The sequence below is a fragment of the Gordonia sp. DT219 genome (genome assembly GCF_049847065.1).
GTDB lineage: Bacteria > Actinomycetota > Actinomycetes > Mycobacteriales > Mycobacteriaceae > Gordonia.
On the sequence record NZ_JBNCNR010000001.1, the window covers coordinates 396,660 to 418,331 of the forward strand.

Sequence of the window (21,672 nt, forward strand, 5' to 3'; positions counted from 1 at the left end):
GAACGATCGGTTCTCGGTGTGGTCCACCGCCGCACGGCGCGTTCTCGCCGGTAGTATCTGCTGACCATGGATTCGGTGAGTATCGTCCGCGACGAGGCGACCTCGGGCACCCACTTCGTAGCGGACCTGCGCCTGGAGTGGGCGGTGCGCTGCAATGTCGGGCGGGTACGGGAGAGCAATGAGGACGCCGCGCTGGCCATGCCGGGGACATACCTGCTCGCCGACGGTATGGGCGGGCACGAGAGTGGCGAACTCGCCAGCGAGGCGGCCCTGCTGACGCTGTCGGCGGCGCAGAGCGCCGGGGAGCTGATCGAGACGCAGAAGGCGTTGATCGATCTCCTCGATGAGGCACAGTCGCGGATCGCCGATATCGAGACGTCCTCGGAGCGGCGCGCCGGCACCACGACCACCGGCGCCGTACTGGTCACCGTGGACGGCGAACCGCACTGGCTGATCCTGAACATCGGCGATTCGCGCACTTACCGGTTCCAGCACGGCACTCTGCAACAGCTCACCCGGGACCATTCGCAGGTCCAGGACTTCATCGACGCCGGATTCCTCACCCCCGAGGACGCCCGCACCGATCCACGCCGCAATGTGATCACCCGGGCTCTCGGCGCGGGAATGGTCGAACCGGTCGCGGACTACTTCAGCACTGTTGCCCTACCCGGCGACGTCTTGCTGATGTGTTCGGACGGACTCACCGGCGAGCTGCCCGACGACGAGATCGCCCGCATCCTCGGCGACGCCGACACCGTGGTCGCGGCGGCCGATGACCTCGTCGATGCCTCGCTCGAGCTCGGCGCGCACGACAACGTGACGGTGATCATCGTGCAGGTTCACGAATCGGTGGCGACACTCCCGATGCCGGTGGTCGACGGTGAGTCGGCTGACGGTGACGGTGACGGTGACGCGGCCGTCGCCGAGGGTGACGGTGAACCGGTTGCCGCAGAAGTCGATGCCCCAGAAGCCGATTCTGCAAAAGCTGATGCCCCAGAGACTGACGCCCCAGAGGTCGATGCCCCAGAGGTTGACGCTCCAGAAGTCGATGACGCCGAGTCCCCGGAATCGGCAGCCGCCGAGGAGAAGTGACGGGGACGGTGCATGGTTCCTGAGTCCGAGTATTCCGGGGATGGCCCGCTGCCCCAGGGGATGACCTACGTCGAGTACTGCGGGGAGCGGTACCCGCTGATGGGCGATCGCCGTTTCACCATCGGTCGGGAGGCTGACCTCTCCGTCGACGACAACCCCTATCTGCATCGCCGATTCCTGGTGCTGCACAACGAGAATGGGCTGTGGTGGCTGAGTAACCTGGGAACCCACCTGTCGGCCAGCGTGTCGGCCGGCGACGTCGGATTCTCCGCCACCCTCGGACCGGGCGCCCGGATGCCGCTCGTGTTCGGCGAGACGACTGTCGTGTTCACCGCCGGTCCGACGACGTATGAGGTCAATGTGTATGCGACCGCTCCGCAGGTCCGTCCGGTGACCGAGCAGTCCCTTGCCGGTGGCCGGACCACGCAGGGTGTCCCGATGCTCACCGTGAGCCAGAAACTGTTGATCCTCGTCCTCGCCGAAGAGATCCTGCGGCGGGATGGGACGGGCGCGAGCGCGATCCCGTCGTCGGCGAAGGCTGCGGCTCGTCTGGGCTGGCCGTTGACCAAGTTCAACCGCAAGCTCGACAACGTCTGCGACAAACTCGATCAACTCGGGGTGAATGGGATGCGCGCCGGCGGCGGCAAGCTCGCGAGCAACCGACGGGCACGGCTCGTCGAATACGCCGTGGCCTCGCGCATCGTCACCCGCGCGGATCTGCCGTCGATCGACGAGGAAGCCGCGCGCAACGCTGCGAGCTGAGGGGCCTCTGACCAGCGGATATTCCATGGGTAGTTCTCCCCATGGGTAGGGGAGTTCTCCCCATCGACGCCGGTGCCGATCGCTCATAACGTCATGTGTGTCAGGGCGGCGCAGCCCCAACGCACGAAGCGAATCCCAGGAGGACACCATGACCGCAGTCGTTTCCCACATCCCCGGAAACCAGTTGGCCCAGGCCGCCCGTCGTCGTGCGGAGGCCGATCGGCGCCGTACCGAGGCGCTCATGCGGCTGGCCGCCCGGCGGATGCCGCTGCCCGGGCAGCAGCCGGTTCCGGCGAACCCGCACATGCGTCTGGTGCCCGAGGCGGCGGTCGAGGTCGCCGAGCCCGCGGCCCCGCAGCTGCCGCGGCCGGCCCTGACCAACCGCGAGGTCGAGGTCTTGCGGACCTGGTTGATGGTCGACTCGAAACCCGCTGTCGCGCAAGAGTTGTTCATCTCGCTGGGCACCGTCAACACCCACCTCACCCGGATTCGGGCGAAGTACGCCGAGATCGGGCGCACCGCACCGACCAAGGCGGCGCTGGTCGCACGCGCCGTGCAGGACGGACTGGTCCGGCTCGACGAGCTGTGACAGGGCCGGGATATCGGGTCGCCGCACTCGACCCCGTGGGCATCGGAGCCGCCGGTACGGGATACTGGTTCGGTGGCAGAGATCGAGGACATCCTCCGGGTTGAGCGCATCGAGACCGACATCTATCGCGGTGGCGCGTTCGCGAGCCATCTGCAGCGGACCTTCGGTGGACAGGTGGCCGGCCAGGCGCTGGTGTCGGCAACCCATACCGTCTCCGACGAATTCGCGGTCCATTCATTGCACGGTTACTTCCTGCGGCCGGGTAACCCCGACATCCCGGCGGTCTTCCTGATCGACCGCATCCGCGACGGCCGGTCGTTCGCGACCCGTCGGGTGACCGGAATCCAGAACGGCGAGGCCATCTTCACGATGTCGGCGTCGTTCCACGTGACCACCGACCACGGCATCGAACACCAGGACCCGATGCCCCCTGCCCCGGCGCCCGAGGAATTGCCTGACCGGCTCGCCGGGATCCACGAGGACGAGAAGGCGGTCTTCAAGGAATGGGACAACTTCGACATCCGGATCGTGCCGGCCGAGAAGCTCGTCACCTCACCGTTTTTCGTGGCGCAGCAGCGTGTGTGGTTCCGGTACCGCAAGCCGTTGCCCGACGACCAGACCATCCATGTGTGCACCCTCGCCTACATGAGTGACATGACTCTGCTCGGTTCGTCGAAGGTTCCGCACCCCGGCGTCGAGCCGCAGGCCGCATCGCTCGACCACGCCATGTGGTTCATGCGGTCCTTCCGCGCCGACGACTGGCTGCTCTACGACCAGACCTCGCCGTCGGCGGGCGGCGGTCGTGCATTGACCCAGGGCCGCATCTTCGACCGCGCCGGCCGGCTGGTCGCCGCGGTCACCCAGGAAGGGCTGAGCCGCACCGGCCGTCAGATGCCCGCCGACCAGCATGCACGGCAGCAGCGGTGAGCGTGGGGCCGAGTCGGCCGCGGATCGGGGTGCTCGCGCTTCAGGGAGACGTTCGTGAGCACCTCGCCGCGCTGACGAGTGCGGGCGCCGACGCTCTCGCGGTGCGTCGCCCCGACGAACTCGCCACGGTGGACGGGCTGGTGATTCCGGGTGGCGAATCGACGACCATGAGTCACCTGCTCGGCGTCTTCGACCTGCTCGATCCGCTGCGCGCGCGGCTCGCCGACGGTATGCCCGCCTACGGTTCGTGTGCCGGGATGATCATGCTCGCTTCCGACATCCTCGATACCCGGCCGGATGCGCGTCACCTCGATGTCCTCGATATCACGGTGCGTCGCAACGCCTTCGGTCGCCAGGTCGAGTCCTTCGAGACCGATCTCGAGGTCGCCCACATCACCGCGGGGGTGCCGATGCGTGCGGTGTTCATCCGGGCGCCGTGGGTGGAGAAGGTCGGGGCCGACGTCGAGGTGCTGGCCCGGGTGCCCGGCGGACCTGCCGCCGGCCGGATCGTCGCGGTGCGGCAAGGTGACGTATTGGCCACCTCATTTCACCCCGAGGTGACCGGGGATCGGCGGGTACATGCGTATTTCGTCGACATGGTGCGCCGATAGGCGGTGGGTGCGCCGGTAGAATCATTTTTCGACGTGTTCGAAGCAGGTTTGCCCGGGGCCGCCATCGGCGGCGGTTCCCGGTGCACGGGAAGGATCGGAATAGCGTATGAGCGGCCACTCCAAATGGGCGACAACCAAGCACAAGAAGGCCGTCGTCGATGCCAAGCGGGGCAAGATGTTCGCCAAGTTGGTCAAGAACATCGAGGTCGCCGCGCGCACCGGTGGCGGCGACCCGGCCGGCAATCCGACCCTCTACGACGCGATCCAGAAGGCCAAGAAGTCGTCGGTACCCAACGACAACATCGAACGCGCGCGCAAGCGCGGCGGCGGTGAGGAGGCCGGTGGCGCCGACTGGCAGACCATCACCTACGAGGGTTACGGACCCAACGGGGTGGCCATCCTCATCGAGTGCCTCACCGACAACCGCAACCGCGCGGCCGGTGAGGTGCGCACCGCGATGACCCGCAACGGCGGCAACATGGCCGATCCCGGCTCGGTGTCGTACCTGTTCACCCGTAAGGGCGTGGTGACCCTGGAGAAGAACGATCAGAGCGAGGACGACGTCCTCATCGCGGTCCTTGATGCAGGCGCCGAGGAGGTCAACGACCTCGGTGACACCTATGAGGTGGTCAGCGAACCCACCGACCTCGTCGCGGTGCGCACCGCCCTGCAGGAGGCGGGTATCGATTACGAGTCGGCCGAAGCCGACTTCCGTGCCTCGGTCGAGGTGCCGGTCGACGCCGACGGCGCTCGCAAGGTGTTCAAGTTGATCGACGCGCTCGAGGATTCCGACGACGTGCAGAACGTGTACAGCAATGTCGACATCAGTGACGAGGTTCTCGCCGATCTCGACAGCTGACGGCCGGGCGGTCCGGGTGGTCGTATCGCACCTCGATGTCGGGGAGCGGGGCGTCGCGTTCGTGATCCAGTAGCGGATCGATGGTCCACTGTTCGTCCGGTGGCGTGCGCCGCGCCAGCGCGGCGCGACTCATCCGCAATGCGATCCCCAGATCGAGGCGCAGGTCGGCGCGGAGCACCATCGGACCGGCGATCACGATCACCTGATCCCCGGCGGCGATCTGCCGCTCATCGCGAAAAGACCGGTCGGACAAGCCATCCCAGAGACGTGGGAGCCACGACCCGTCGGCGTGCAGGCTGTCGATCACCTCGCGGCGCAGTGCGGGAAAGTCGTACCAGGAAGTGGCGAAGGCCTCTGCGTCGTGCGCGCCCCACTCCAGGCGCAGCGACGCCGGCCGGATGTAGTCGACGACGCGCACGACCTCGGCCGCTCGCCCGCGCACCCGCAACGACCCGGCGATCCGGTCGGCCAGCGACTCCGGATCGGCCACCGGCGCGCCCACGACGCCGACGACCAGGCGGCCCGGCAGTGCTGCACACGCGTCGGCGCACAGCAGCACGAGCGCCTCGGGGGCGATCGGGATATAGCGGGGCATCGGCTCCATTGTGCCGCACGCGATATCCGCAACTCGCCGTGTTGGTCCCACGGTCTGTCGGGGCCCCTCGCTACAATCTCGAACGAATGTTCGCCGCAGTGGAGGAGGGTCGTGTGCGGGTGATGGGTGTCGACCCTGGGCTGACGCGGTGCGGGATCGCGCTGGTCGAGTCGGGTAGCGGCCGGACGGTGACCGCGCTCGACGTCGACGTCGTGCGTACGCCCAGTGATATGGAATTGGCGCACCGCCTGCTCGCCATCTACACCGCCGCCTGCCACTGGCTCGACGTCCATCGGCCCGATGTGGTCGCCATCGAACGCGTCTTCGCCCAGAACCAGGTGTCGACGGCCATGGGGACCGCACAGGCCGCCGGGGTCATCGCGCTGGCGGCCGGACAACGGGATGTGCCGGTGCGCTTCCACACGCCGTCGGAGGTGAAGGCCGCCGTGACCGGTAGCGGCCGCGCCGACAAGGCGCAGGTCACCGCGATGGTCACCCGTATCCTCGGGATGCAGACCAAACCGCGGCCCGCCGACGCGGCCGACGCCCTCGCCCTGGCCATCTGTCACTGCTGGCGTGGCCCGACGATCGATCGGATGGCACAGGCACAACAACGCGCCGAGGAGATGGCGCGCGTTCACCGTGCCCGTATCGCGGCGGCCCGCACCTCGACCGGCGCCGCCGGGACCGAACAGGCCTCCGGGCAGGTTGCCAAGCCGGCTGCCACACGGACAAAGGGAGCAAACGCATGATCGCCTCGGTACGCGGCCCGGTGCTCGAGGTGGCGCTCGACCACGTGGTACTCGACTGCGCGGGCGTCGGATATCGGGTGCTCGCCACCCCCGACACGTTGTCGCGGCTGCGGCGCGGTGAGGAGGCCACGCTGCTCACCTCGATGATCGTCCGCGAGGATTCGATGACCCTCTACGGGTTCACCGAACCCGACGCCCGGGCGCTGTTCGCGTTGCTGCAGACCGTCACCGGGGTGGGGCCGCGGCTGGCGATGGCCACGCTGGCCGTCCTCGAACCGGTCTCGTTGCGCCGCGCGCTCGCCGACTCCGATGTCAAGGCGCTGACGAGCGTCCCGGGCATCGGGAAGCGGGTCGCCGAACGGCTCGTCGTGGAACTGCGCGACAAGGTCGACCGCCCGGTCGCCGACTCCGGGGGGACAGGGCCGGGCACCGGCACCCCGGCCGGGGTGGCCGGGCAGGTCACCGAGGCGTTGGTCGGCCTCGGATTCACCGCGGCGCCTGCCGAGAAGGCGGTGGCCAAGGTCCTCGCCGAGACGCCCGGCGCGGACGCGTCGACCGCCCTGCGCCGGTCGCTGGTGCTGCTGGGGAAGTCGGCATGAGCGGCGACGAACACGCCACGGACGAAGCAGAGCGGGAGGTCAGCGCGGCGCCGGTACGCGCCGACGGCGACTTCGACGCCGGACTGCGTCCGCGTTCGCTGGGCGAGTTCATCGGACAGCCGCGCGTATGCGAGCAACTCGAGCTGGTGCTGCACGGTGCGAAGAAGCGCGGCAGCACCCCGGACCACATTCTGATGTCGGGGCCACCCGGCCTGGGCAAGACCTCGCTGGCCATGATCATCGCCGGCGAGATGGGGGCGGCGATCCGCGTCACCTCGGGTCCGGCGCTCGAACGCGCCGGGGATCTCGCGGCGATGCTGTCCAACCTGGTCGAGGGCGACGTCCTGTTCATCGACGAGATCCATCGCATCGCCCGGCCTGCCGAGGAGATGCTCTACCTGGCGATGGAGGATTTCCGCGTCGACGTGGTGGTCGGCAAAGGTCCCGGTGCGACCTCGATTCCGCTCGACGTCGCACCGTTCACCCTGGTCGGTGCCACCACGCGGTCCGGGTCGCTGACCGGCCCGCTGCGCGACCGGTTCGGCTTCACCGCCCACATGGAGTTCTACGAAACCGACGAACTCGTCCAGGTGCTGCGGCGGTCGGCGGGAATTCTGGGCATCGACCTGCAGGCCGACGCGGCATCGGAGATCGCGAGCCGTTCGCGCGGCACCCCCCGCATCGCGAACCGGTTGTTGCGCCGGGTACGTGACTACGCGGAGGTCCGGAGCGACGGCCGGATCACCGTCGACATCTCGCGGGCCGCACTGGCCGTCTATGACGTCGACGAACTCGGCTTCGACCGGCTGGACCGGGCCGTGCTCGATGCCCTCATCCGGGCGTTCGGCGGCGGGCCCGTCGGGGTGTCGACGCTGGCGGTGGCCGTCGGGGAGGAGCCGGCGACCGTCGAAGAGGTGTGTGAGCCGTTTCTGGTGCGTGCCGGAATGGTCGCCCGCACCCCGCGTGGACGGGTCGCAACCGCGGCGGCCTGGCATCATCTCGGACTGACGCCCCCAGATGGTGCGCTCACCGCATCCTTCGGTGCGCGCCCCCGCGAGATGGGTGGACCGTCCCTGTTCGGTGACCTGTGAGGTCCCACCGGGGTCCGGCAGGCGGCGAATCCGGTGGTGCCCACCTGCGGTTGCCGCTCGGTTCGTGGCACACTGGAAAGAGTGCGTGCGTACGGCGTCGGCGCGACCGGCGTGATCACTCCCTGAAGTGGTCGCCTCCTGGAGTGAACATCCGAGGCGCCCGAACGTCCGCCGTGTGAACCATCGCCGTGAATCCTTCACCGGCGACTCCGCCGAGCGTGGCGTCCGCGCCGCTGGGCGGGTGACGATCTCGATATGACAAGGACGACGTCAACTCAATGCAATCTCTGTTCATCCCACTGCTGCTGATCTTGATGGTCGGCTTCATGTTCTTCTCCATGCGCAAGCAGAAGAGGCGCGCCGCCGAGACGCAGAACATGCAGAACTCGGTCCAGACCGGCACGCGCATCCAGCTCTCCAGCGGACTGTTCGGCACCGTCATCGACGCATCATCGTCTGATTACCTCGACGTCGAGATCGCCACCGGGCTGGTCACGCGCTGGAATCGGCTCGCCATCATGCGGGTGATCCCCACCGACGAGGCAGCCGCCACCTACCCCGGCTACACCCCGCCGTTCTCGGCAGATGAATTCTCGGCCGACGATCACTCGAGCGACACCTCGATCGAACCGGCCCACGGCGTCGGCGGCCCCGAGGAGATCACGCCGCAGGACATCGCCTCGGACCGCCCGAATCTGGACAAGCCGGGTACGGAGCAGCCGGGTAATTCCGAGAAGTAACACCGGCAATTCCGCACACCGTCGCCCGGGATATGGGGAATCCGGCTGCGCCCAGGCTTCCCGGGGGCGGGTCGGTGTTGTGGGGGCAGTAGAGTGGCGCGCGATCCTGCCTGCCGGCGTAACGGCCACGGGTAGGAATGTGCAGCGTGGCCCGTGTCGGCATGGGTGCCCTTCGGGTGCGCCGGCCGACGCTCATCAAAGGAGATCGAGTACGTGAGTTTTTCCCGCGGGGCCGAATCGAAGGGAGCCTCGACCGAGGGAACCGGGGCAGCCGGCCCGGATCCGAAGCGGCCCGGCCCGGGCTCGACGCGTTCACGGGGCTCCAAGTCCGGAGACGCCAAGTCCGGAGGTGCCAAGTCCGGGACGTCCAAATCCGGGACGTCCAAATCCGGCGGCGGACGCCGGGCATCGCGTCGCGCGCCGGCACGCGAGATTCCGCCGTGGCAACCGCTCACGGCGTTCGTCGTGCTGCTCGCACTCGTCTATCTCCTCGTCTTCCTCACCGGCGGTGGCTCTCCGCAGCCCAAGCTGGGTATCGACCTGCAGGGTGGGACCCGGGTGACCCTGACCGCCCGCACCGATGACGGCAAGGCGCCCAGCCGGGATCAGCTGAATCAGGCCAAGCAGATCATCGAACAGCGCGTCAACGGTCTCGGCGTCGGCGGTTCGGAGGTCGTCGTCAGCGGCAACAACCTGGTGATCACGGTCCCCGGCAAGGACGGATCGGAGGCGAAGTCGCTGGGCCAGACGGCCCGGCTGTATGTGCGGCCGGTGGTGACGTCCGCGCCGGCGACGCCGCAACCGCAGACGCCCCAGAACAAGAGCGACACCGACTCGCTGCCCGCCGATCAGGTGGCCGCGCAGATCGCCCAGGAGAAGAAGAACCGGCAGGCGCCGGAGGGTGCCGACACGAAGGCATTGCAGCAGTACATGGCCAAGATGAACTGCACGCCCGGCGCCAATGACCCGCTGCTGGGCAACGACAACCCCAACGAGAATCTGGTGGCCTGCTCCACCGACGGCAAGACGGTGTACCTGCTGGGCCCGCAGATCATCGACGGGCGCGACGTGAAGTCGGCGAGTGCGGGTACCGACCCGCAGACCAGCGAATGGACCGTCAGCCTCGACTACAAGGGCGCCGCCGCGGCGAAGTGGCCGCAGTACACCGCACAGAACATCGGCAAGCAGACCGCGTTCACCCTCGACACGCGCGTCGTGTCGGCGCCGGCGATCAACTCGGCGATTTCCGGGTCCACCCGGATCACCGGTTCGCCGTTCACCGAGTCCGAGGCCACCGACCTGGCCAACGTGCTCAAGTACGGCTCGCTGCCGTTGTCCTTCTCCACCTCCGACGCCGAAACCGTTTCGGCGACATTGGGTTTGGCGTCGTTGCGCGCTGGACTTCTCGCCGGTGCGATCGGGTTGCTGGCCGTGCTGATCTATGCGCTGGCCTACTACCGGATGCTCGGGTTCCTCACCGTGGCATCGTTGCTGCTGTCGCTGGTGATGGTGTACGGCATCATCGTGCTCCTCGGTCGATGGATCGGATTCACCCTCGACCTCTCCGGCATCGCCGGCCTGATCATCGGGATCGGGATGACCGCCGACTCGTTCGTCGTCTACTTCGAACGCATCAAGGACGAGATGCGTGAAGGACGAAGTTTCCGATCGGCGGTTCCACGCGGCTGGGCCAGCGCCCGCCGCACCATCTGGTCGGGCAACGCGGTCAGCTTCCTGGCCGCGGCGGTGATCTACATCCTCGCCGTCGGTGAGGTCCGCGGCTTCGCGTTCACCCTCGGGCTGACGACCATTCTCGACATCGTGGTCGTGTTCCTGGTGACGCATCCGCTGGTGGTCCTCGCCAGCCACTCGGACTTCCTGTCCCGCCCCAAGGTCAACGGCCTCGGGGCGGTCAGCGAGGTGGCCCGCCAGCGCAGAACCGCTCGGGCGCAACGGGTATCAGACCTCACCACACAACCGGGAGCCGATCTGACCAAGGAATCCGGCACGCGCGCGACGTCGCAGACGGACGCGTCGGCGAAAGGATCGGCCAAATGACCGCCAGTAATCGGACCGACGACACCACGACGGCGACCGTCGCGGGCAGTGAGGCCGACTTCCGCGCCGACACGTCGCGCTCGTTCCTGTCGCGCCTCTACACCGGTACCGGTGCTTTCGAGGTCGTGGGCAAACGACGCATGTGGTATCTGGTGACCGCGCTCATCCTCGCGGTCTGCATCATCTCGATCGGCGTGCGGCAGTTCAGCTTCGGGATCGATTTCGAGGGCGGTACACAGATCTCGATTCCGGTGTCGCACGGCATCACCAGCCAATCCGTCGAGGACGTCGTCGGCAAGGCGCTCGGCACCGCACCGGATTCGGTGCAGACGGCCGGGTCGGGCTCGAGCCAGACCGTCCAGGTGCGCACCGACGCGCTGAACCCACAACAAGCACGTTCGGTCAGCCTCGCGCTCACCGATGCGTATGGTCCGACGCTGACCGCGCAGGACGTCAGCATCTCCGAGGTGAGCTCCACCTGGGGGCGTGAGATCACCGAGAAGATGCTGATCGCACTGGTGGTTTTCCTGGTGATCGTGTTCGTCTACATCGCGGTCCGGTTCGACCGGGAGATGTCGATCGCCGCACTGGCCAGTCTGTTCTTCGACATCATCTGCACGGCAGGGATCTATTCGCTGGTCGGTTTCGAGGTCACCCCGGCCACCGTCATCGGTTTGCTCACCATCCTCGGCTTCTCCCTGTATGACACCGTCGTGGTGTTCGACAAGGTCTCGGAGAACACCCGCTCGGTGTTGCAGACGAGTCGACGGACCTATGCCGAACAGGCAAACCTGGCGGTGAACCAGACGCTGATGCGCTCGATCAACACCACCCTGATCTCGGTGCTGCCGATCCTCGCGCTGATGGTGATCGCGGTGTGGCTCCTCGGCGTCGGCACCCTGAAGGACCTTGCGCTGATCCAGCTCGTCGGCGTCGTCGTCGGCGCCTACTCGTCGGTCTTCCTCGCGACTCCGCTGCTGGTGACGTTGAAGGAGCGCCGAAAGGATATCGCCCGCCACACCAAACGCGTCCTGGACCGGCGGGCGGCCATCGAAGCCGGCGACGACCCCGATGCGGCCACCGCACCGCAGGCACGCCGGCCGGTGCGGGGTCGGGCCACCCGCAGTGCCGCCGATGACGACACCCCGGCGGTGCCGAGTGGGAAACGCCGACGGGCACGATAGTCTCGGCAGTCGTGACAAGGTGGCGCCCGCGCATCGCGGCAGGTGCGGTGGCGAAGTCGACGGCGGTGGTGATGAGCCTGCTGTTCGTGGGTGGACCACTGGCGGCGTGCGGGCGTGATTCCACCGAACCGACCATCGACTACGTCATCGACGCCGATGTCCGCAGTTACAACGCCAACACCGAGAACGGCAACGCCGACGGTGCGCTGATGGCCCTCACGCGTGTGCTCCCGGGTTTCAGCTTCCTCGGCGACGCCGGACAGGTGACACCCGACCGCGACGTCGGCACGGTCACCCGCCAACCCGGTGGCCGACTCGTCCTCAAATACGAATTCGACCCGCGCGCAACGTTTTCCGACGGCACTGCGCTCGACTGTGATGACCTCGTGCTGGCCTGGGCGGCGATGAGCGGCCGGTTCCCGCAATTCGCTCCCGCGAGCACCGCCGGGTACCGCGACATCGACAGCGTCGACTGTGCATCCGGAGACAAGGTCGCCACGGTCACCTTTGCGTCCGGCCGCGACTACCGGGACTGGGCCGCACTGTTCGGCGCGGGCACGCTGTTGCCCGCGCAGGTCGTGGCGCGTCAGGCCGGCGTCGCCGACATCATCGACCCGATCCGTACCCGCGACCGGACGGCGATCGCCCGCATCGCCACCGCGTGGAACACCGGCTTCGACCTGGTACCGGGAGCCGTCGACAAGACGCGACTGCCGGCGTCGGGGCCATATCGAGTCGAGAGTTACTCGGCCACCGACGGCTTGGTCCTCGTCGCCAACGACAGATGGTGGGGCGACAAACCGGCCACGTCACGCATTGCCGTCTTCGGCCGCAGCAGCGATGCCGTCAAGCGGCTGACCGACGGTGGGTACGACGTCGCCGACGTCAGTTCTGGGCTCGGCCCCGACAGCGGCGTGCCGGGCGGCCCGCCGGCCGGTGACCCGGCCCGGGCGCTCGGCGTCGAGGGGCTGGTGCTGTCGGGGCGTGGGGTGTTCGGCGACGTCCGGGTGCGCCGCGCATTCGCCTCCTGCGTGCCCCGCGACGCGCTGGCTCGGCAGTTCGGCGCCGGCGCGCAGATGTGGAACATGCGGACCCTGGCGCCGGCCGATGAGCTGGCCGCGCCGCTGAACCCCGAATTCGGCGCCCAGTACGCCCGTCCGGAACCGGACCGCACCCGCGCACTCCTCGCCGAGGTCGCGGCCGAGGGGGCCGGCGGACCGGGGGCACGGACTGTCCGCATCGGCTACGCCGCCCCGACCCCGCGATGGCATCAGATGATCGAGGCGATCAACGCGTCCTGTGCGCCGGCCGGTCTCACCGTCACCGATGTCGGCACCGCCACCGGCGGGGTGGGGGCACTCGGCTCCGCCGCCGACGCCCTGCTGGTTGCCAACGGCGAGTCCTTCGCGGCAGCCGGGGCCGCCGACTCGACCCGCGACGCCTATCAGCTGCGCGGCGACGATCCGCTGAATTTGTCGAATTTCTCGGACCCGCAGGTCAATCGCGCCATCGACGACCTCGCGGTCACCGAACTGGAATCGGAGCGGCTCGCTCAGGTACGCATCATCGAGAACGGTGCCTGGGCGCAGGTACCGTCGATCCCGTTGTTCGCCGCCCCGCGCGTGCACCGCTGGAATGATCGGGTGGGCAATGTCGTGGCGGGAGCGGCACGGAATGGAACGGGATGGAATATGGATCGATGGGTTCTGAAGTGAACGACCCAGAAGTGAACGACCCAGAAGTGAACGATCCAGATGCGAACGACACAGGTGTGACCGCCGCCGCGGTGGCCCGCGCGCGCCGGGCCATCGCCGAACACGGACGGATGGTGGCCGATTTCCCGGCTCCGGGTATCGATTTCAAGGATCTGACGCCGGTGCTCGCCGACCCGGAGGGTCTGTCGTCGATCGTCACCGCACTCACCCACGGGTGCCGGTCCACCGATCTCGTCGCGGGCATCGACGCGCGCGGATTCCTGCTCGGCGGAGCGGTGGCGTGCGAGCTCGGCGTCGGCGTACTCGCCGTCCGCAAAGGCGGCAAGCTCCCACCGCCGGTGCACTCGGTCGACTATGACCTCGAATATGGCAGCGCGCGTCTGGAGATCCCGGCGAGCGGCATCGACGTCACCGGCTCGCGGGTACTGCTCGTCGACGACGTGCTCGCGACCGGCGGTACGGCCGTGGCCGCGGCCGAGCTGTTACGTCAGGCCGGGGCCGAGGTGATCGGTATCGCGGTCATCATGGAACTGACCGCACTGGCCGGCCGTGCCCGGATCGTCGACGGACTCGGTGACGTCCCCATCCACGCCGTGACGACCGACGCGTAGCGACCGGCTCGCGTCCTGGGCGGATTAGAATCGGACCATGTGTGGTTGCACGAACCGCCCGAGCCGAAGGAGGGTCTGATGGCCGACGAGCCGAACACCGCAGTCCCAGTGGCCGACGCGGGCGCCGCCGACGTGGAGCCGACGGGATCCGCGGACATCGACGGCTCCCTGCCGCAGCATTCGTCGGCGTCGCGTCGTGTTCGTGCCCGGCTGGCCCGCCGGATGACCGCCACCCGCAGCCCGGTCCGGCCGGTGCTCGAACCGCTGGTCACCCTGCACCGTGAGATCTATCCGAAGGCCGATGTGGTGCTGCTGCAACGCGCCTACGACGTGGCCGACGAACGGCATCAGGGCCAGAACCGCAAGTCCGGTGACCCCTACATCACCCATCCGCTCGCGGTGGCGACGATCCTCGCCGATCTCGGCATGGACACCACCACGCTGGTCGCCGCGCTGTTGCACGACACCGTCGAGGACACCGGCTACACGCTCGAAGAACTCGAGGCGGAATTCGGCTCGGAGGTCACCCATCTCGTCGACGGGGTGACCAAACTCGACAAGGTGGCCCTCGGCAATGCCGCCGAGGCCGAGACCATCCGCAAGATGATCATCGCGATGGCGCGGGATCCGCGGGTGCTGGTGATCAAGGTCGCCGATCGGCTCCACAACATGCGCACGATGCGGTTCCTGCCGCCGGAAAAGCAGGCGCGCAAGGCCCGCGAGACGCTGGAAGTCATTGCGCCGCTGGCGCATCGACTGGGAATGGCAACGGTCAAATGGGAGCTCGAAGACCTGTCGTTCGCGATTCTGCATCCCAAGCGCTACGAGGAGATCGTGCGTCTGGTCGCCGACCGGGCGCCATCACGCGACACCTATCTGGCGCGGGTGCGCGCCGACATCAACAATGCGCTCAGCTCGGCACGGATCAGCGCGACGGTGGAGGGCCGCCCGAAGCACTACTGGTCGATCTATCAGAAGATGATCGTCAAGGGCCGCGAATTCGACGACATCCACGACCTCGTCGGGATGCGCATCCTGTGCGACGAGGTCCGGGACTGTTACGCCGCCGTCGGCGTGGTGCATTCGCTGTGGCAGCCGATGGCAGGCCGGTTCAAGGACTACATCGCCCAGCCACGGTTCGGGGTGTATCAATCGCTGCACACCACCGTGATCGGGCCCGAGGGCAAACCGCTCGAGGTGCAGATCCGGACCCATGACATGCATCGCACCGCCGAGTTCGGCATCGCCGCGCACTGGCGTTACAAGGAGAACGGATACAAGGACCGCAAGGGCCGCAAATCCGATGTCGCCGAGGTCGACGACATGGCGTGGATGCGGCAGCTGCTCGACTGGCAGCGTGAGGCCGCCGACCCGGGGGAGTTCCTCGAGTCGCTGCGCTATGACCTCGCGGTCAAGGAGATCTTCGTGTTCACCCCGAAAGGTGACGTGATCACGCTGCCGGCCGGCTCCACCCCGGTGGATTTCGCCTATGCCGTCCACACGGAGGTTGGGCACCGGTGCATCGGCGCGCGCGTCAACGGTCGCCTCGTCGCCCTCGAACGCACCCTGGAGAACGGCGAGGTCGTCGAGGTGTTCACCTCGAAGGCGGCCACCGCCGGGCCCAGCAAGGACTGGCAGAACTTCGTGGTGTCGCCGCGGGCGAAGGCCAAGATCCGGCAGTGGTTCGCCAAGGAACGCCGCGAAGAGGCGCTCGAACACGGGAAAGACGCGATCGCCAAGGAGGTTCGTCGCGGCGGACTGCCATTGCAGCGGCTGATGAGCTCCACTTCGATGGCGGCGATCGCCAAAGAGCTGCGCTATTCCGATGTCAGCGCGCTCTACACGGCCGTCGGCGAGAACCACGTCTCCGCACGCCATGTGGTGAACCGGCTCGTTGCCGCGCTCGGTGGTATCGACGAGGCGGCCGAGCAGATCGCCGAGCGCTCCACACCGTCGACGATGCCCACCCGTTCGCGGCAGGGCGGCGACGCCGGCGTCGTCGTCGAGGGCGTCGACAACCTGATGATCAAGCTGGCCAAGTGCTGCACCCCGGTGCCCGGCGACGAGATCATGGGATTCGTCACGCGCGGGGGCGGTATCAGCGTGCACCGAACCGACTGCACCAACGCCACCTCGCTGCTCGATCAGTCCGAACGCATCATCGAGGTCTCGTGGGCACCGTCACCCGAATCGGTGTTCCTGGTGGCGATCCAGGTCGAGGCACTCGATCGGCACCGGCTGTTGTCCGACGTCACCAAGGTGCTCGCCGACGAACGCGTGAACATCCTGTCGGCGTCGGTGACGACCAGCGGCGACCGGGTGGCCGTCAGCAAGTTCACCTTCGAGATGGGCGATCCGAAGCATCTCGGGCATGTGCTGAACGTCGTTCGCAACGTCGAGGGCGTCTACGACGTCTATCGGGTCACCTCGGCCGCCTGACCCGCCCGAGAAACTTCTCGCGCCCCACCCATCTCGGGTGAGGCGCGAGAAATTTGTCGGTACGGGGTCAGGACACCTTGGCGGTCTCGATGGTCATCGGCAGCTTCGGTGAGCCGTCATCGGCGGTGCGCTCGTAGGCACCGGTCATCTGGTTCGGTCCGATGCCCGGGTTGACCCCGCCCGCATAGACCTTGTCGATGACCTTCATACCGGTCGGGTTCACCTTGCCGACCACCGCGTAGCTGGACGGCAGGGTGCCGTCCTGGATCAGGATGAAGAACTGTGCCGATCCGCCCGAGTTCGGTGCGCCCTGTTGGGGGCTCCCGCTGTTGGCGATGGCCACGGTGCCGCGCGGATAGGTCACCGGCTGCTGGCCGCTCTGGGGATTCGGCTGACCGGCCGGCTTCAGATCGGTAGGCGGCTCGTCGGGGCTGGTCCAGCCGGGCTGCCCGAGGCCGGTGCCGGTCGGATCACCGCACTGCAGCACCTTGAGGGCGGCAGTCGTCATCCGGTGGCACGGGCTGTCGTTGTAGTAGCCGTGGTCGGCCAGCGAGATGATCGCGCCGGTGTTGCAGGGCGCCCCGGTGCGGTTGAGATCGACGGGCACCGCGCCCTGGGTGGTCGACAACGTCAGCGTGGACGTGCCGTCCTTGGCCTGCGTCGTGTCGGGCATCGGTGAGGTTCGCTGCTTGGACTCGCCCGCGCGCACCTTGTCGATCTGCTCCTGGAAGAGCTCACGCTGGGCCGGATCCTTGATCTCGGCCGGGACCGAGGTGGGGATCTGCTTGAAGTTGCTGTCCTGCTTGTCGTACTGGCAGGTGGTGTGCGCAGCGTTGAACCGATCGGTCTGGATCTTGTCGACGATGAAGTAGGTGGCGGTCGCGACCACCGCGATGACCACGACGCCGGAGATCGTCGAGATGAGGATCTTGCGTTTGCGGGCGGCGGCCCGCTCCCGGTCCAGCCGCTCCGCGAGCTTGCGTTTGGCGGCCTCACGTCGCTGCTCATTGGTGAGTACCCGCCCGCTCGCCGCGCCGCCGACGGAATCGTCGGCGGCCGGGTCGGCGCTCTTTTTCGTCAGGTTCGCCGGCGACGACACCTCGTCGGATGGGGCCGAGTCGCCCTCGATGGCATCGTTCTGGGCACCCGACTGCTCGGGCTCCTTGTTGCTCGCCACGCTGTGACGCCCTCCTTTGTGCACTCGGACTGCTGTGCGCCCTGCTGACCGGACTGCTGAACGCCCGACACCCCGCCGGACACCCCATGCAGTGTGCCAGTATCGCCTGAGAAGTTGCCGCACCGGGTCTGTGACGTGGCCGATACGACACAATGGAGACCATGCTGATCACCGGCTTCCCCGCGGGCATGTTCCAGACCAACTGTTATCTCGTCGCCACCGCAGCGGGCGCCGAGGCGATCATCGTCGATCCCGGACAGGACGCCGCCCCCCGCGTGCGGGAGCTGCTCGCCGAACACCGTCTCACGCCGGTGGCCGTCTTGCTGACCCATGGGCATCTCGATCACACGTGGAACGCCGCCGAACTGTGCGACGAATTCTCGATTCCCGCATATATCCACCCCGACGATCGGCCGATGCTCGCCGATCCGGCCGTGGGGCTCGGGCCGGCGCTGGGGCCGATGATCGGTTCACTGACGTTCCGCGAACCGGCGAAGGTCATCGAGTTCGCCGACGGTGAGACCGTCGAGGTCGCCGGGCTGTCGCTGGCCGTCGACCACGCGCCCGGCCATACCCAGGGGTCGGTGCTGCTCACCCTCGACGTGCCGGCCGTCGACGCCGGCGGAGCCCAGGGCCACACCGTGCCGGTCTGCTTCTCCGGTGACGTATTGTTCTCGGGGTCGATCGGCCGGACCGATCTGCCCGGTGGCAACCACCAGCAGTTGCTCGACTCGATCGCACGGCAACTGCTGACCCGATCCGACGGCACGCAGGTGCTGCCGGGACACGGCCCGCAGACCTCCATCGGTGCCGAACGCGCAGGCAATCCGTTTCTCGCCGACCTCGGCGCCGACAGCAAGAAGGGACGATTCGGCCTGTGAGCAGCGACTTCGCCGCACCCCGTGGCATTCCGGATTACTACCCGCCGGTCTCCGCGGACTTCCGTAAGGTGCGCGACACCCTCACCGAGGCGGCCCGACGCGCCGGATACGGTCACATCGAGCTGCCGGTCTTCGAGGACACCACGCTGTTCGCCCGTGGCGTCGGGGAATCCACCGATGTCGTCAGCAAGGAGATGTACACCTTCGCCGACCGCGGTGGCCGCTCGGTCACGTTGCGCCCGGAGGGTACGGCCGGGGTCATGCGCGCGGTCATCCAGCACGGCCTCGACCGCGGGCAGCTACCGGTGAAACTGTGCTATGCGGGACCGTTCTTCCGGTACGAGAAGCCGCAGACCGGCCGGTACCGGCAGTTGCAGCAGGTCGGTGTGGAGGCCATCGGCATCGACGACCCGGCCCTCGATGCCGAGGTGATCGCGATCGCCGACGAGGGGTACCGCCGGCTCGGACTGTCCGGGTTCCGGCTCGAGATCACCTCACTCGGTGATGACGAGAGCCGACCTCGCTATCGAGAAGCGTTGCAGCAGTTCCTCTTCGGGCTCGACCTGGACGAGCCGACCCGGAAGCGCGCCGAACTCAACCCGCTGCGGGTCCTCGACGACAAACGTCCCGAGATCAAGGCGGTCACCGCCGGCGCGCCGCTGCTTCTCGATTCCCTCGGCGACGACGCACGCGCGCACTTCGACACGGTGCTCACCCACCTGAAGCGGCTCGGCGTGCCCTATGAGCTCAATCCCAGACTGGTCCGCGGGCTCGACTACTACACCAAGACGACCTTCGAGTTCGTCCACGACGGCCTCGGCGCACAGTCGGGAATCGGCGGCGGCGGCCGCTACGACGGGTTGATGAAACAGATCGGCGGTAAGCAGGATCTCTCGGGCATCGGTTTCGGGCTCGGCGTCGACCGCACCATGCTCGCCATGCAAGCCGAAGGCGTCGCCGGTGCGGACGCCGCGCGCGTACAGGTCTTCGGCGTCCCGCTCGGCGGCGCCGCGAAGGCCGAATTGGTCTCTGTCGCAGGCGACCTGCGCGCGGCGGGGATCAGTGTCGATATCGCCTACGGCGACCGCGGCCTCAAGGGCGCGATGAAGGCCGCCGATCGTTCCGGTGCCCGGCTGGCGCTGGTGCTCGGGGAGCGCGAGATGGCCGAGGGCAAGATCGAGATCAAGAACCTCGCGACCGGCGAGCAGCATCAGGCGGCTCTGGACGGTCTGGTCGACGCGGTACGCGGCCTGTTGGGCTGAGCCGGTGACGGCGCGAATTCGGGCGCTGTCGGCGAGATCACCCCGGGTGCGCCATCTCCTCGGCAAGTACGTCGAGGCTCACCCCGCCCAATGCCAGGGCCCGGGTGTGGAACTCCTTGAGCGTCCAGTCGGGATGGGCGGCCAGCGCGGTGTGGCGGGTCTGTTGCCAGACCCGTTGTCCGAGTGCGTAGGACGGCGCCTGACCGGGCCAGCCGAGGTAGCGGTCGAGTTCGAAGCGCAGTACCGCCCGGTCCATGGCGACCGCGGAGCTCAGGAATGCCCAGGCTTTTTCGGCGTCCCAGACGCCGCCGCCGACCTCCTCGGGCGCCCGCAGCCGGCAGTGCACCCCGATGTCGACGACCACCCGGGCGGCGCGTAGCCGCTGCGAATCGAGCATGCCCATGCGGTCGCCCGGGTCGTCGAGCCAGCCGAGTTCGGCCATGAGGCGTTCGGCGTAGAGCGCCCAGCCCTCGCCGTGCCCGGAGGTGAACGAGGCCAGCTTGCGCCACGAGTTCAACTCGTCGTCGACGATCGCGGAGCCGAGTTGCAGGTGATGGCCGGGCACGCCCTCGTGGTAGACGGTCGTCTTTTCCTGCCACGTGTGAAACACCGTCTGGCCCGGCGGGACCGCCCACCACATCCGGCCGGGGCGGCGCAGGTCGGCGCTCGGCTGGGTGTAGTAGATGATCCCGGTCGCCGACGGCGCGAGGTGGCATTCGAGGCGGGTCAGCCGGGCGGGGACCTCGAAGTGGGTTCCGGCCAGCCCCTCGACGGCGGCGTCGGAGGTGGCCTGCATCCAGTCGACGAAGGCCTGTTTGTCGTGGATCTGATATCGGGGATCGGCGTCGAGGGCGGCCAGGGCGTCGGCGACCGTGCCACCGGGCAGCACGTGCGCCGCGATGGTCTGTTGCTCCTCGGTGATCTCGTGCAGTTGCGTCAGCGCCCACGCGTAGGCCTCGTCGGGATCGACATCGGCGCTGAGGTAATACGGCAGGTGGAGGAGATAGCGTTCCCGGCCGATCGCGTCGTCGGCGACGGCAGCGGGGTGCACGCGGGTACGCAGATGATCGGCGAATGCCGCAAACGCCGAACCCGCACGGGTGGTTGCGGATTCGAGATCCGCGGCGAGGGCCGGGTCGGCCGCGGCCGGTCCGGTGTTGGCCAGAATCGCGGTGAGGGCCCGGTCCGCCTGGGCCGCAACGAGTTCTACCTGGCGACGCGCGATCGGCGGGCCGACGCTGCGCCGAATATCGAGTCCGGCGATCACGGAGTCCAGGCATTGCGGGATCGCCGCGAGCCGGGCGAGCATGTCGTGCCGGGCCGCCCCGGTACCGGTGTCCATCAGGTCGAAGATGTCGCGGATCGCCTGCAGGGGAGAGGAGATCACGTTGCATACGCCGGTCAGCTCACCCGCATCGGCCAGGGCCGTCTCGCGCCGCAGCGAGGCCGACATCGTGGCGATGGTGACCCGGTCGACGTCATCGGCGGGTTCGGTCGCCGCCAGCGCAGCGAGAGTCGCGCGCGCCTGGTCGGCACGCGCCCGGATGGCGTCGGGGGAGAAGTCGGTCAGCCGTGCGTCGTGTCCGCCGATGCCCATCTCGGTCGCCAGGATCGGGTCGGCGGCGGCGCTCGCCTGCAGATGCGCGTCGGCGAGCGCGTCGACGGCGGTGCGTGGGCGACGCGGCTGAGGCGGATTATCCGGCCGCGCCGAGTCGTCCGGCCGCATAT

The 21,672-nt window shown here is 68.1% G+C and carries 19 protein-coding genes and 1 pseudogene; 17 read left to right on the forward strand and 3 right to left on the reverse strand.

Features of this window, described 5'->3' with window-relative positions; translation table 11 throughout:
* Positions 1 to 66 precede the first annotated feature (66 nt).
* The 6 genes and pseudogenes from ACPXB3_RS01980 to ACPXB3_RS02005 form a co-directional block, all read left to right on the forward strand.
* Positions 67 to 924, forward strand: a pseudogene (locus ACPXB3_RS01980) (PP2C family protein-serine/threonine phosphatase); the annotation flags it as partial.
* A 180-nt stretch (positions 925 to 1,104) separates the two neighbouring features.
* Positions 1,105 to 1,854 carry a hypothetical protein gene (locus tag ACPXB3_RS01985; protein ID WP_425706738.1) on the forward strand — a complete coding sequence of 250 codons (750 nt, stop codon included), beginning with the start codon at positions 1,105 to 1,107 and terminating at the stop codon, positions 1,852 to 1,854.
* A gap of 148 nt (positions 1,855 to 2,002) precedes the next feature.
* Entirely contained in the window at positions 2,003 to 2,443 is a 441-nt protein-coding gene (locus ACPXB3_RS01990) for a response regulator transcription factor (RefSeq protein ID WP_425706739.1), read from the forward strand.
* A 72-nt stretch (positions 2,444 to 2,515) separates the two neighbouring features.
* Positions 2,516 to 3,370 (forward strand): acyl-CoA thioesterase, encoded by an 855-nt coding sequence (locus ACPXB3_RS01995; RefSeq protein ID WP_425706740.1) that lies wholly within the window; start codon positions 2,516 to 2,518, stop codon positions 3,368 to 3,370.
* The gene (pdxT, locus tag ACPXB3_RS02000; RefSeq protein ID WP_425706741.1) at positions 3,367 to 3,981 is read left to right on the forward strand and encodes a pyridoxal 5'-phosphate synthase glutaminase subunit PdxT; all 615 of its coding nucleotides are present in this window, start codon (positions 3,367 to 3,369) and stop codon (positions 3,979 to 3,981) included. The genes ACPXB3_RS01995 and pdxT overlap by 4 nt, the downstream gene beginning before the upstream one ends.
* A 106-nt stretch (positions 3,982 to 4,087) precedes the next feature.
* Positions 4,088 to 4,840, forward strand: a complete 753-nt coding sequence (locus ACPXB3_RS02005; protein WP_425706742.1) for a YebC/PmpR family DNA-binding transcriptional regulator — start codon at positions 4,088 to 4,090, stop codon at positions 4,838 to 4,840.
* Here the strand turns inward: ACPXB3_RS02005 and ACPXB3_RS02010 are convergent.
* Positions 4,806 to 5,435 (reverse strand): hypothetical protein, encoded by a 630-nt coding sequence (locus ACPXB3_RS02010; protein ID WP_425706743.1) that lies wholly within the window; start codon positions 5,433 to 5,435, stop codon positions 4,806 to 4,808. The two genes, ACPXB3_RS02005 and ACPXB3_RS02010, sit on opposite strands and share 35 nt — an antisense overlap.
* 113 nt (positions 5,436 to 5,548) lie before the next feature.
* On the opposite strand from ACPXB3_RS02010, the gene ruvC reads away from it, so the two are divergent.
* From ruvC to ACPXB3_RS02055, 9 genes are all read left to right on the forward strand, one after another.
* Positions 5,549 to 6,187, forward strand: a complete 639-nt coding sequence (ruvC, locus tag ACPXB3_RS02015; RefSeq protein WP_425706764.1) for a crossover junction endodeoxyribonuclease RuvC — start codon at positions 5,549 to 5,551, stop codon at positions 6,185 to 6,187.
* Entirely contained in the window at positions 6,184 to 6,786 is a 603-nt protein-coding gene (gene ruvA / locus ACPXB3_RS02020) for a Holliday junction branch migration protein RuvA (RefSeq protein WP_425706744.1), read from the forward strand. The genes ruvC and ruvA overlap by 4 nt, the downstream gene beginning before the upstream one ends.
* Positions 6,783 to 7,877, forward strand: coding sequence for a Holliday junction branch migration DNA helicase RuvB (ruvB, locus tag ACPXB3_RS02025; RefSeq protein ID WP_425706745.1), 1,095 nt, complete (start codon positions 6,783 to 6,785; stop codon positions 7,875 to 7,877). The genes ruvA and ruvB overlap by 4 nt, the downstream gene beginning before the upstream one ends.
* A 278-nt stretch (positions 7,878 to 8,155) precedes the next feature.
* Entirely contained in the window at positions 8,156 to 8,617 is a 462-nt protein-coding gene (gene yajC, locus ACPXB3_RS02030; RefSeq protein WP_425706746.1) for a preprotein translocase subunit YajC, read from the forward strand.
* A 213-nt stretch (positions 8,618 to 8,830) separates the two neighbouring features.
* Complete coding sequence (gene secD / locus ACPXB3_RS02035) at positions 8,831 to 10,675, forward strand: protein translocase subunit SecD (protein ID WP_425706747.1); 1,845 nt, start codon at positions 8,831 to 8,833, stop codon at positions 10,673 to 10,675.
* Positions 10,672 to 11,859: a protein translocase subunit SecF gene (secF, locus tag ACPXB3_RS02040; protein ID WP_425706748.1), complete on the forward strand. Its 1,188-nt coding sequence runs from the start codon at positions 10,672 to 10,674 to the stop codon at positions 11,857 to 11,859. The genes secD and secF overlap by 4 nt, the downstream gene beginning before the upstream one ends.
* Before the next feature lie 71 nt (positions 11,860 to 11,930).
* Positions 11,931 to 13,574, forward strand: coding sequence for an ABC transporter substrate-binding protein (locus ACPXB3_RS02045; RefSeq protein ID WP_425706765.1), 1,644 nt, complete (start codon positions 11,931 to 11,933; stop codon positions 13,572 to 13,574).
* On the forward strand, positions 13,559 to 14,185 hold the full coding sequence (locus ACPXB3_RS02050) for an adenine phosphoribosyltransferase (RefSeq protein WP_425706749.1): 627 nt from the start codon (positions 13,559 to 13,561) through the stop codon (positions 14,183 to 14,185). The genes ACPXB3_RS02045 and ACPXB3_RS02050 overlap by 16 nt, the downstream gene beginning before the upstream one ends.
* 78 nt (positions 14,186 to 14,263) lie before the next feature.
* Positions 14,264 to 16,624, forward strand: a complete 2,361-nt coding sequence (locus ACPXB3_RS02055; RefSeq protein WP_425706750.1) for a RelA/SpoT family protein — start codon at positions 14,264 to 14,266, stop codon at positions 16,622 to 16,624.
* Positions 16,625 to 16,691: 67 nt separating this feature from the next.
* On the opposite strand, the gene ACPXB3_RS02060 is transcribed toward ACPXB3_RS02055, so the two are convergent.
* Complete coding sequence (locus ACPXB3_RS02060) at positions 16,692 to 17,801, reverse strand: peptidylprolyl isomerase (protein WP_425706751.1); 1,110 nt, start codon at positions 17,799 to 17,801, stop codon at positions 16,692 to 16,694.
* Positions 17,802 to 17,962: 161 nt separating this feature from the next.
* Here ACPXB3_RS02060 and ACPXB3_RS02065 point away from each other — a divergent pair, with 161 nt between their 5' ends.
* Both ACPXB3_RS02065 and hisS read left to right on the forward strand, forming a co-directional pair.
* A complete protein-coding gene (locus ACPXB3_RS02065; RefSeq protein ID WP_425706752.1) occupies positions 17,963 to 18,682 on the forward strand; it encodes an MBL fold metallo-hydrolase in 720 nt (239 codons plus the stop codon).
* The gene (gene hisS / locus ACPXB3_RS02070; protein WP_425726166.1) at positions 18,679 to 19,944 is read left to right on the forward strand and encodes a histidine--tRNA ligase; all 1,266 of its coding nucleotides are present in this window, start codon (positions 18,679 to 18,681) and stop codon (positions 19,942 to 19,944) included. Before ACPXB3_RS02065 ends, hisS begins: the two co-directional genes overlap by 4 nt.
* Positions 19,945 to 19,981: 37 nt before the next feature.
* Here hisS and ACPXB3_RS02075 read toward each other — a convergent pair whose 3' ends face one another.
* Positions 19,982 to 21,670, reverse strand: a complete 1,689-nt coding sequence (locus ACPXB3_RS02075) for a DUF885 domain-containing protein (protein WP_425726412.1) — start codon at positions 21,668 to 21,670, stop codon at positions 19,982 to 19,984.
* Between the last annotated feature and the right edge of the window lie 2 nt (positions 21,671 to 21,672).

What these genes read in the sequence shown, in the direction of transcription:
- yajC (WP_425706746.1), top strand. Translation starts at nt 8,156, where the DNA reads ATGCAATCTCTGTTCATCCCACTGCTGCTGATCTTGATGGTCGGCTTC.
- ACPXB3_RS02010 (WP_425706743.1), bottom strand. Translation starts at nt 5,435, where the DNA reads ATGCCCCGCTATATCCCGATCGCCCCCGAGGCGCTCGTGCTGCTGTGC.
- ruvB (WP_425706745.1), top strand. Translation starts at nt 6,783, where the DNA reads ATGAGCGGCGACGAACACGCCACGGACGAAGCAGAGCGGGAGGTCAGC.
- secF (WP_425706748.1), top strand. Translation starts at nt 10,672, where the DNA reads ATGACCGCCAGTAATCGGACCGACGACACCACGACGGCGACCGTCGCG.
- ACPXB3_RS02050 (WP_425706749.1), top strand. Translation starts at nt 13,559, where the DNA reads ATGGGTTCTGAAGTGAACGACCCAGAAGTGAACGACCCAGAAGTGAAC.
- ACPXB3_RS02075 (WP_425726412.1), bottom strand. Translation starts at nt 21,670, where the DNA reads ATGCGGCCGGACGACTCGGCGCGGCCGGATAATCCGCCTCAGCCGCGT.
- ACPXB3_RS01985 (WP_425706738.1), top strand. Translation starts at nt 1,105, where the DNA reads ATGGTTCCTGAGTCCGAGTATTCCGGGGATGGCCCGCTGCCCCAGGGG.
- ruvA (WP_425706744.1), top strand. Translation starts at nt 6,184, where the DNA reads ATGATCGCCTCGGTACGCGGCCCGGTGCTCGAGGTGGCGCTCGACCAC.
- ACPXB3_RS01990 (WP_425706739.1), top strand. Translation starts at nt 2,003, where the DNA reads ATGACCGCAGTCGTTTCCCACATCCCCGGAAACCAGTTGGCCCAGGCC.
- ACPXB3_RS02005 (WP_425706742.1), top strand. Translation starts at nt 4,088, where the DNA reads ATGAGCGGCCACTCCAAATGGGCGACAACCAAGCACAAGAAGGCCGTC.
- ACPXB3_RS02045 (WP_425706765.1), top strand. Translation starts at nt 11,931, where the DNA reads ATGAGCCTGCTGTTCGTGGGTGGACCACTGGCGGCGTGCGGGCGTGAT.
- ACPXB3_RS02055 (WP_425706750.1), top strand. Translation starts at nt 14,264, where the DNA reads ATGGCCGACGAGCCGAACACCGCAGTCCCAGTGGCCGACGCGGGCGCC.
- ACPXB3_RS02065 (WP_425706752.1), top strand. Translation starts at nt 17,963, where the DNA reads ATGCTGATCACCGGCTTCCCCGCGGGCATGTTCCAGACCAACTGTTAT.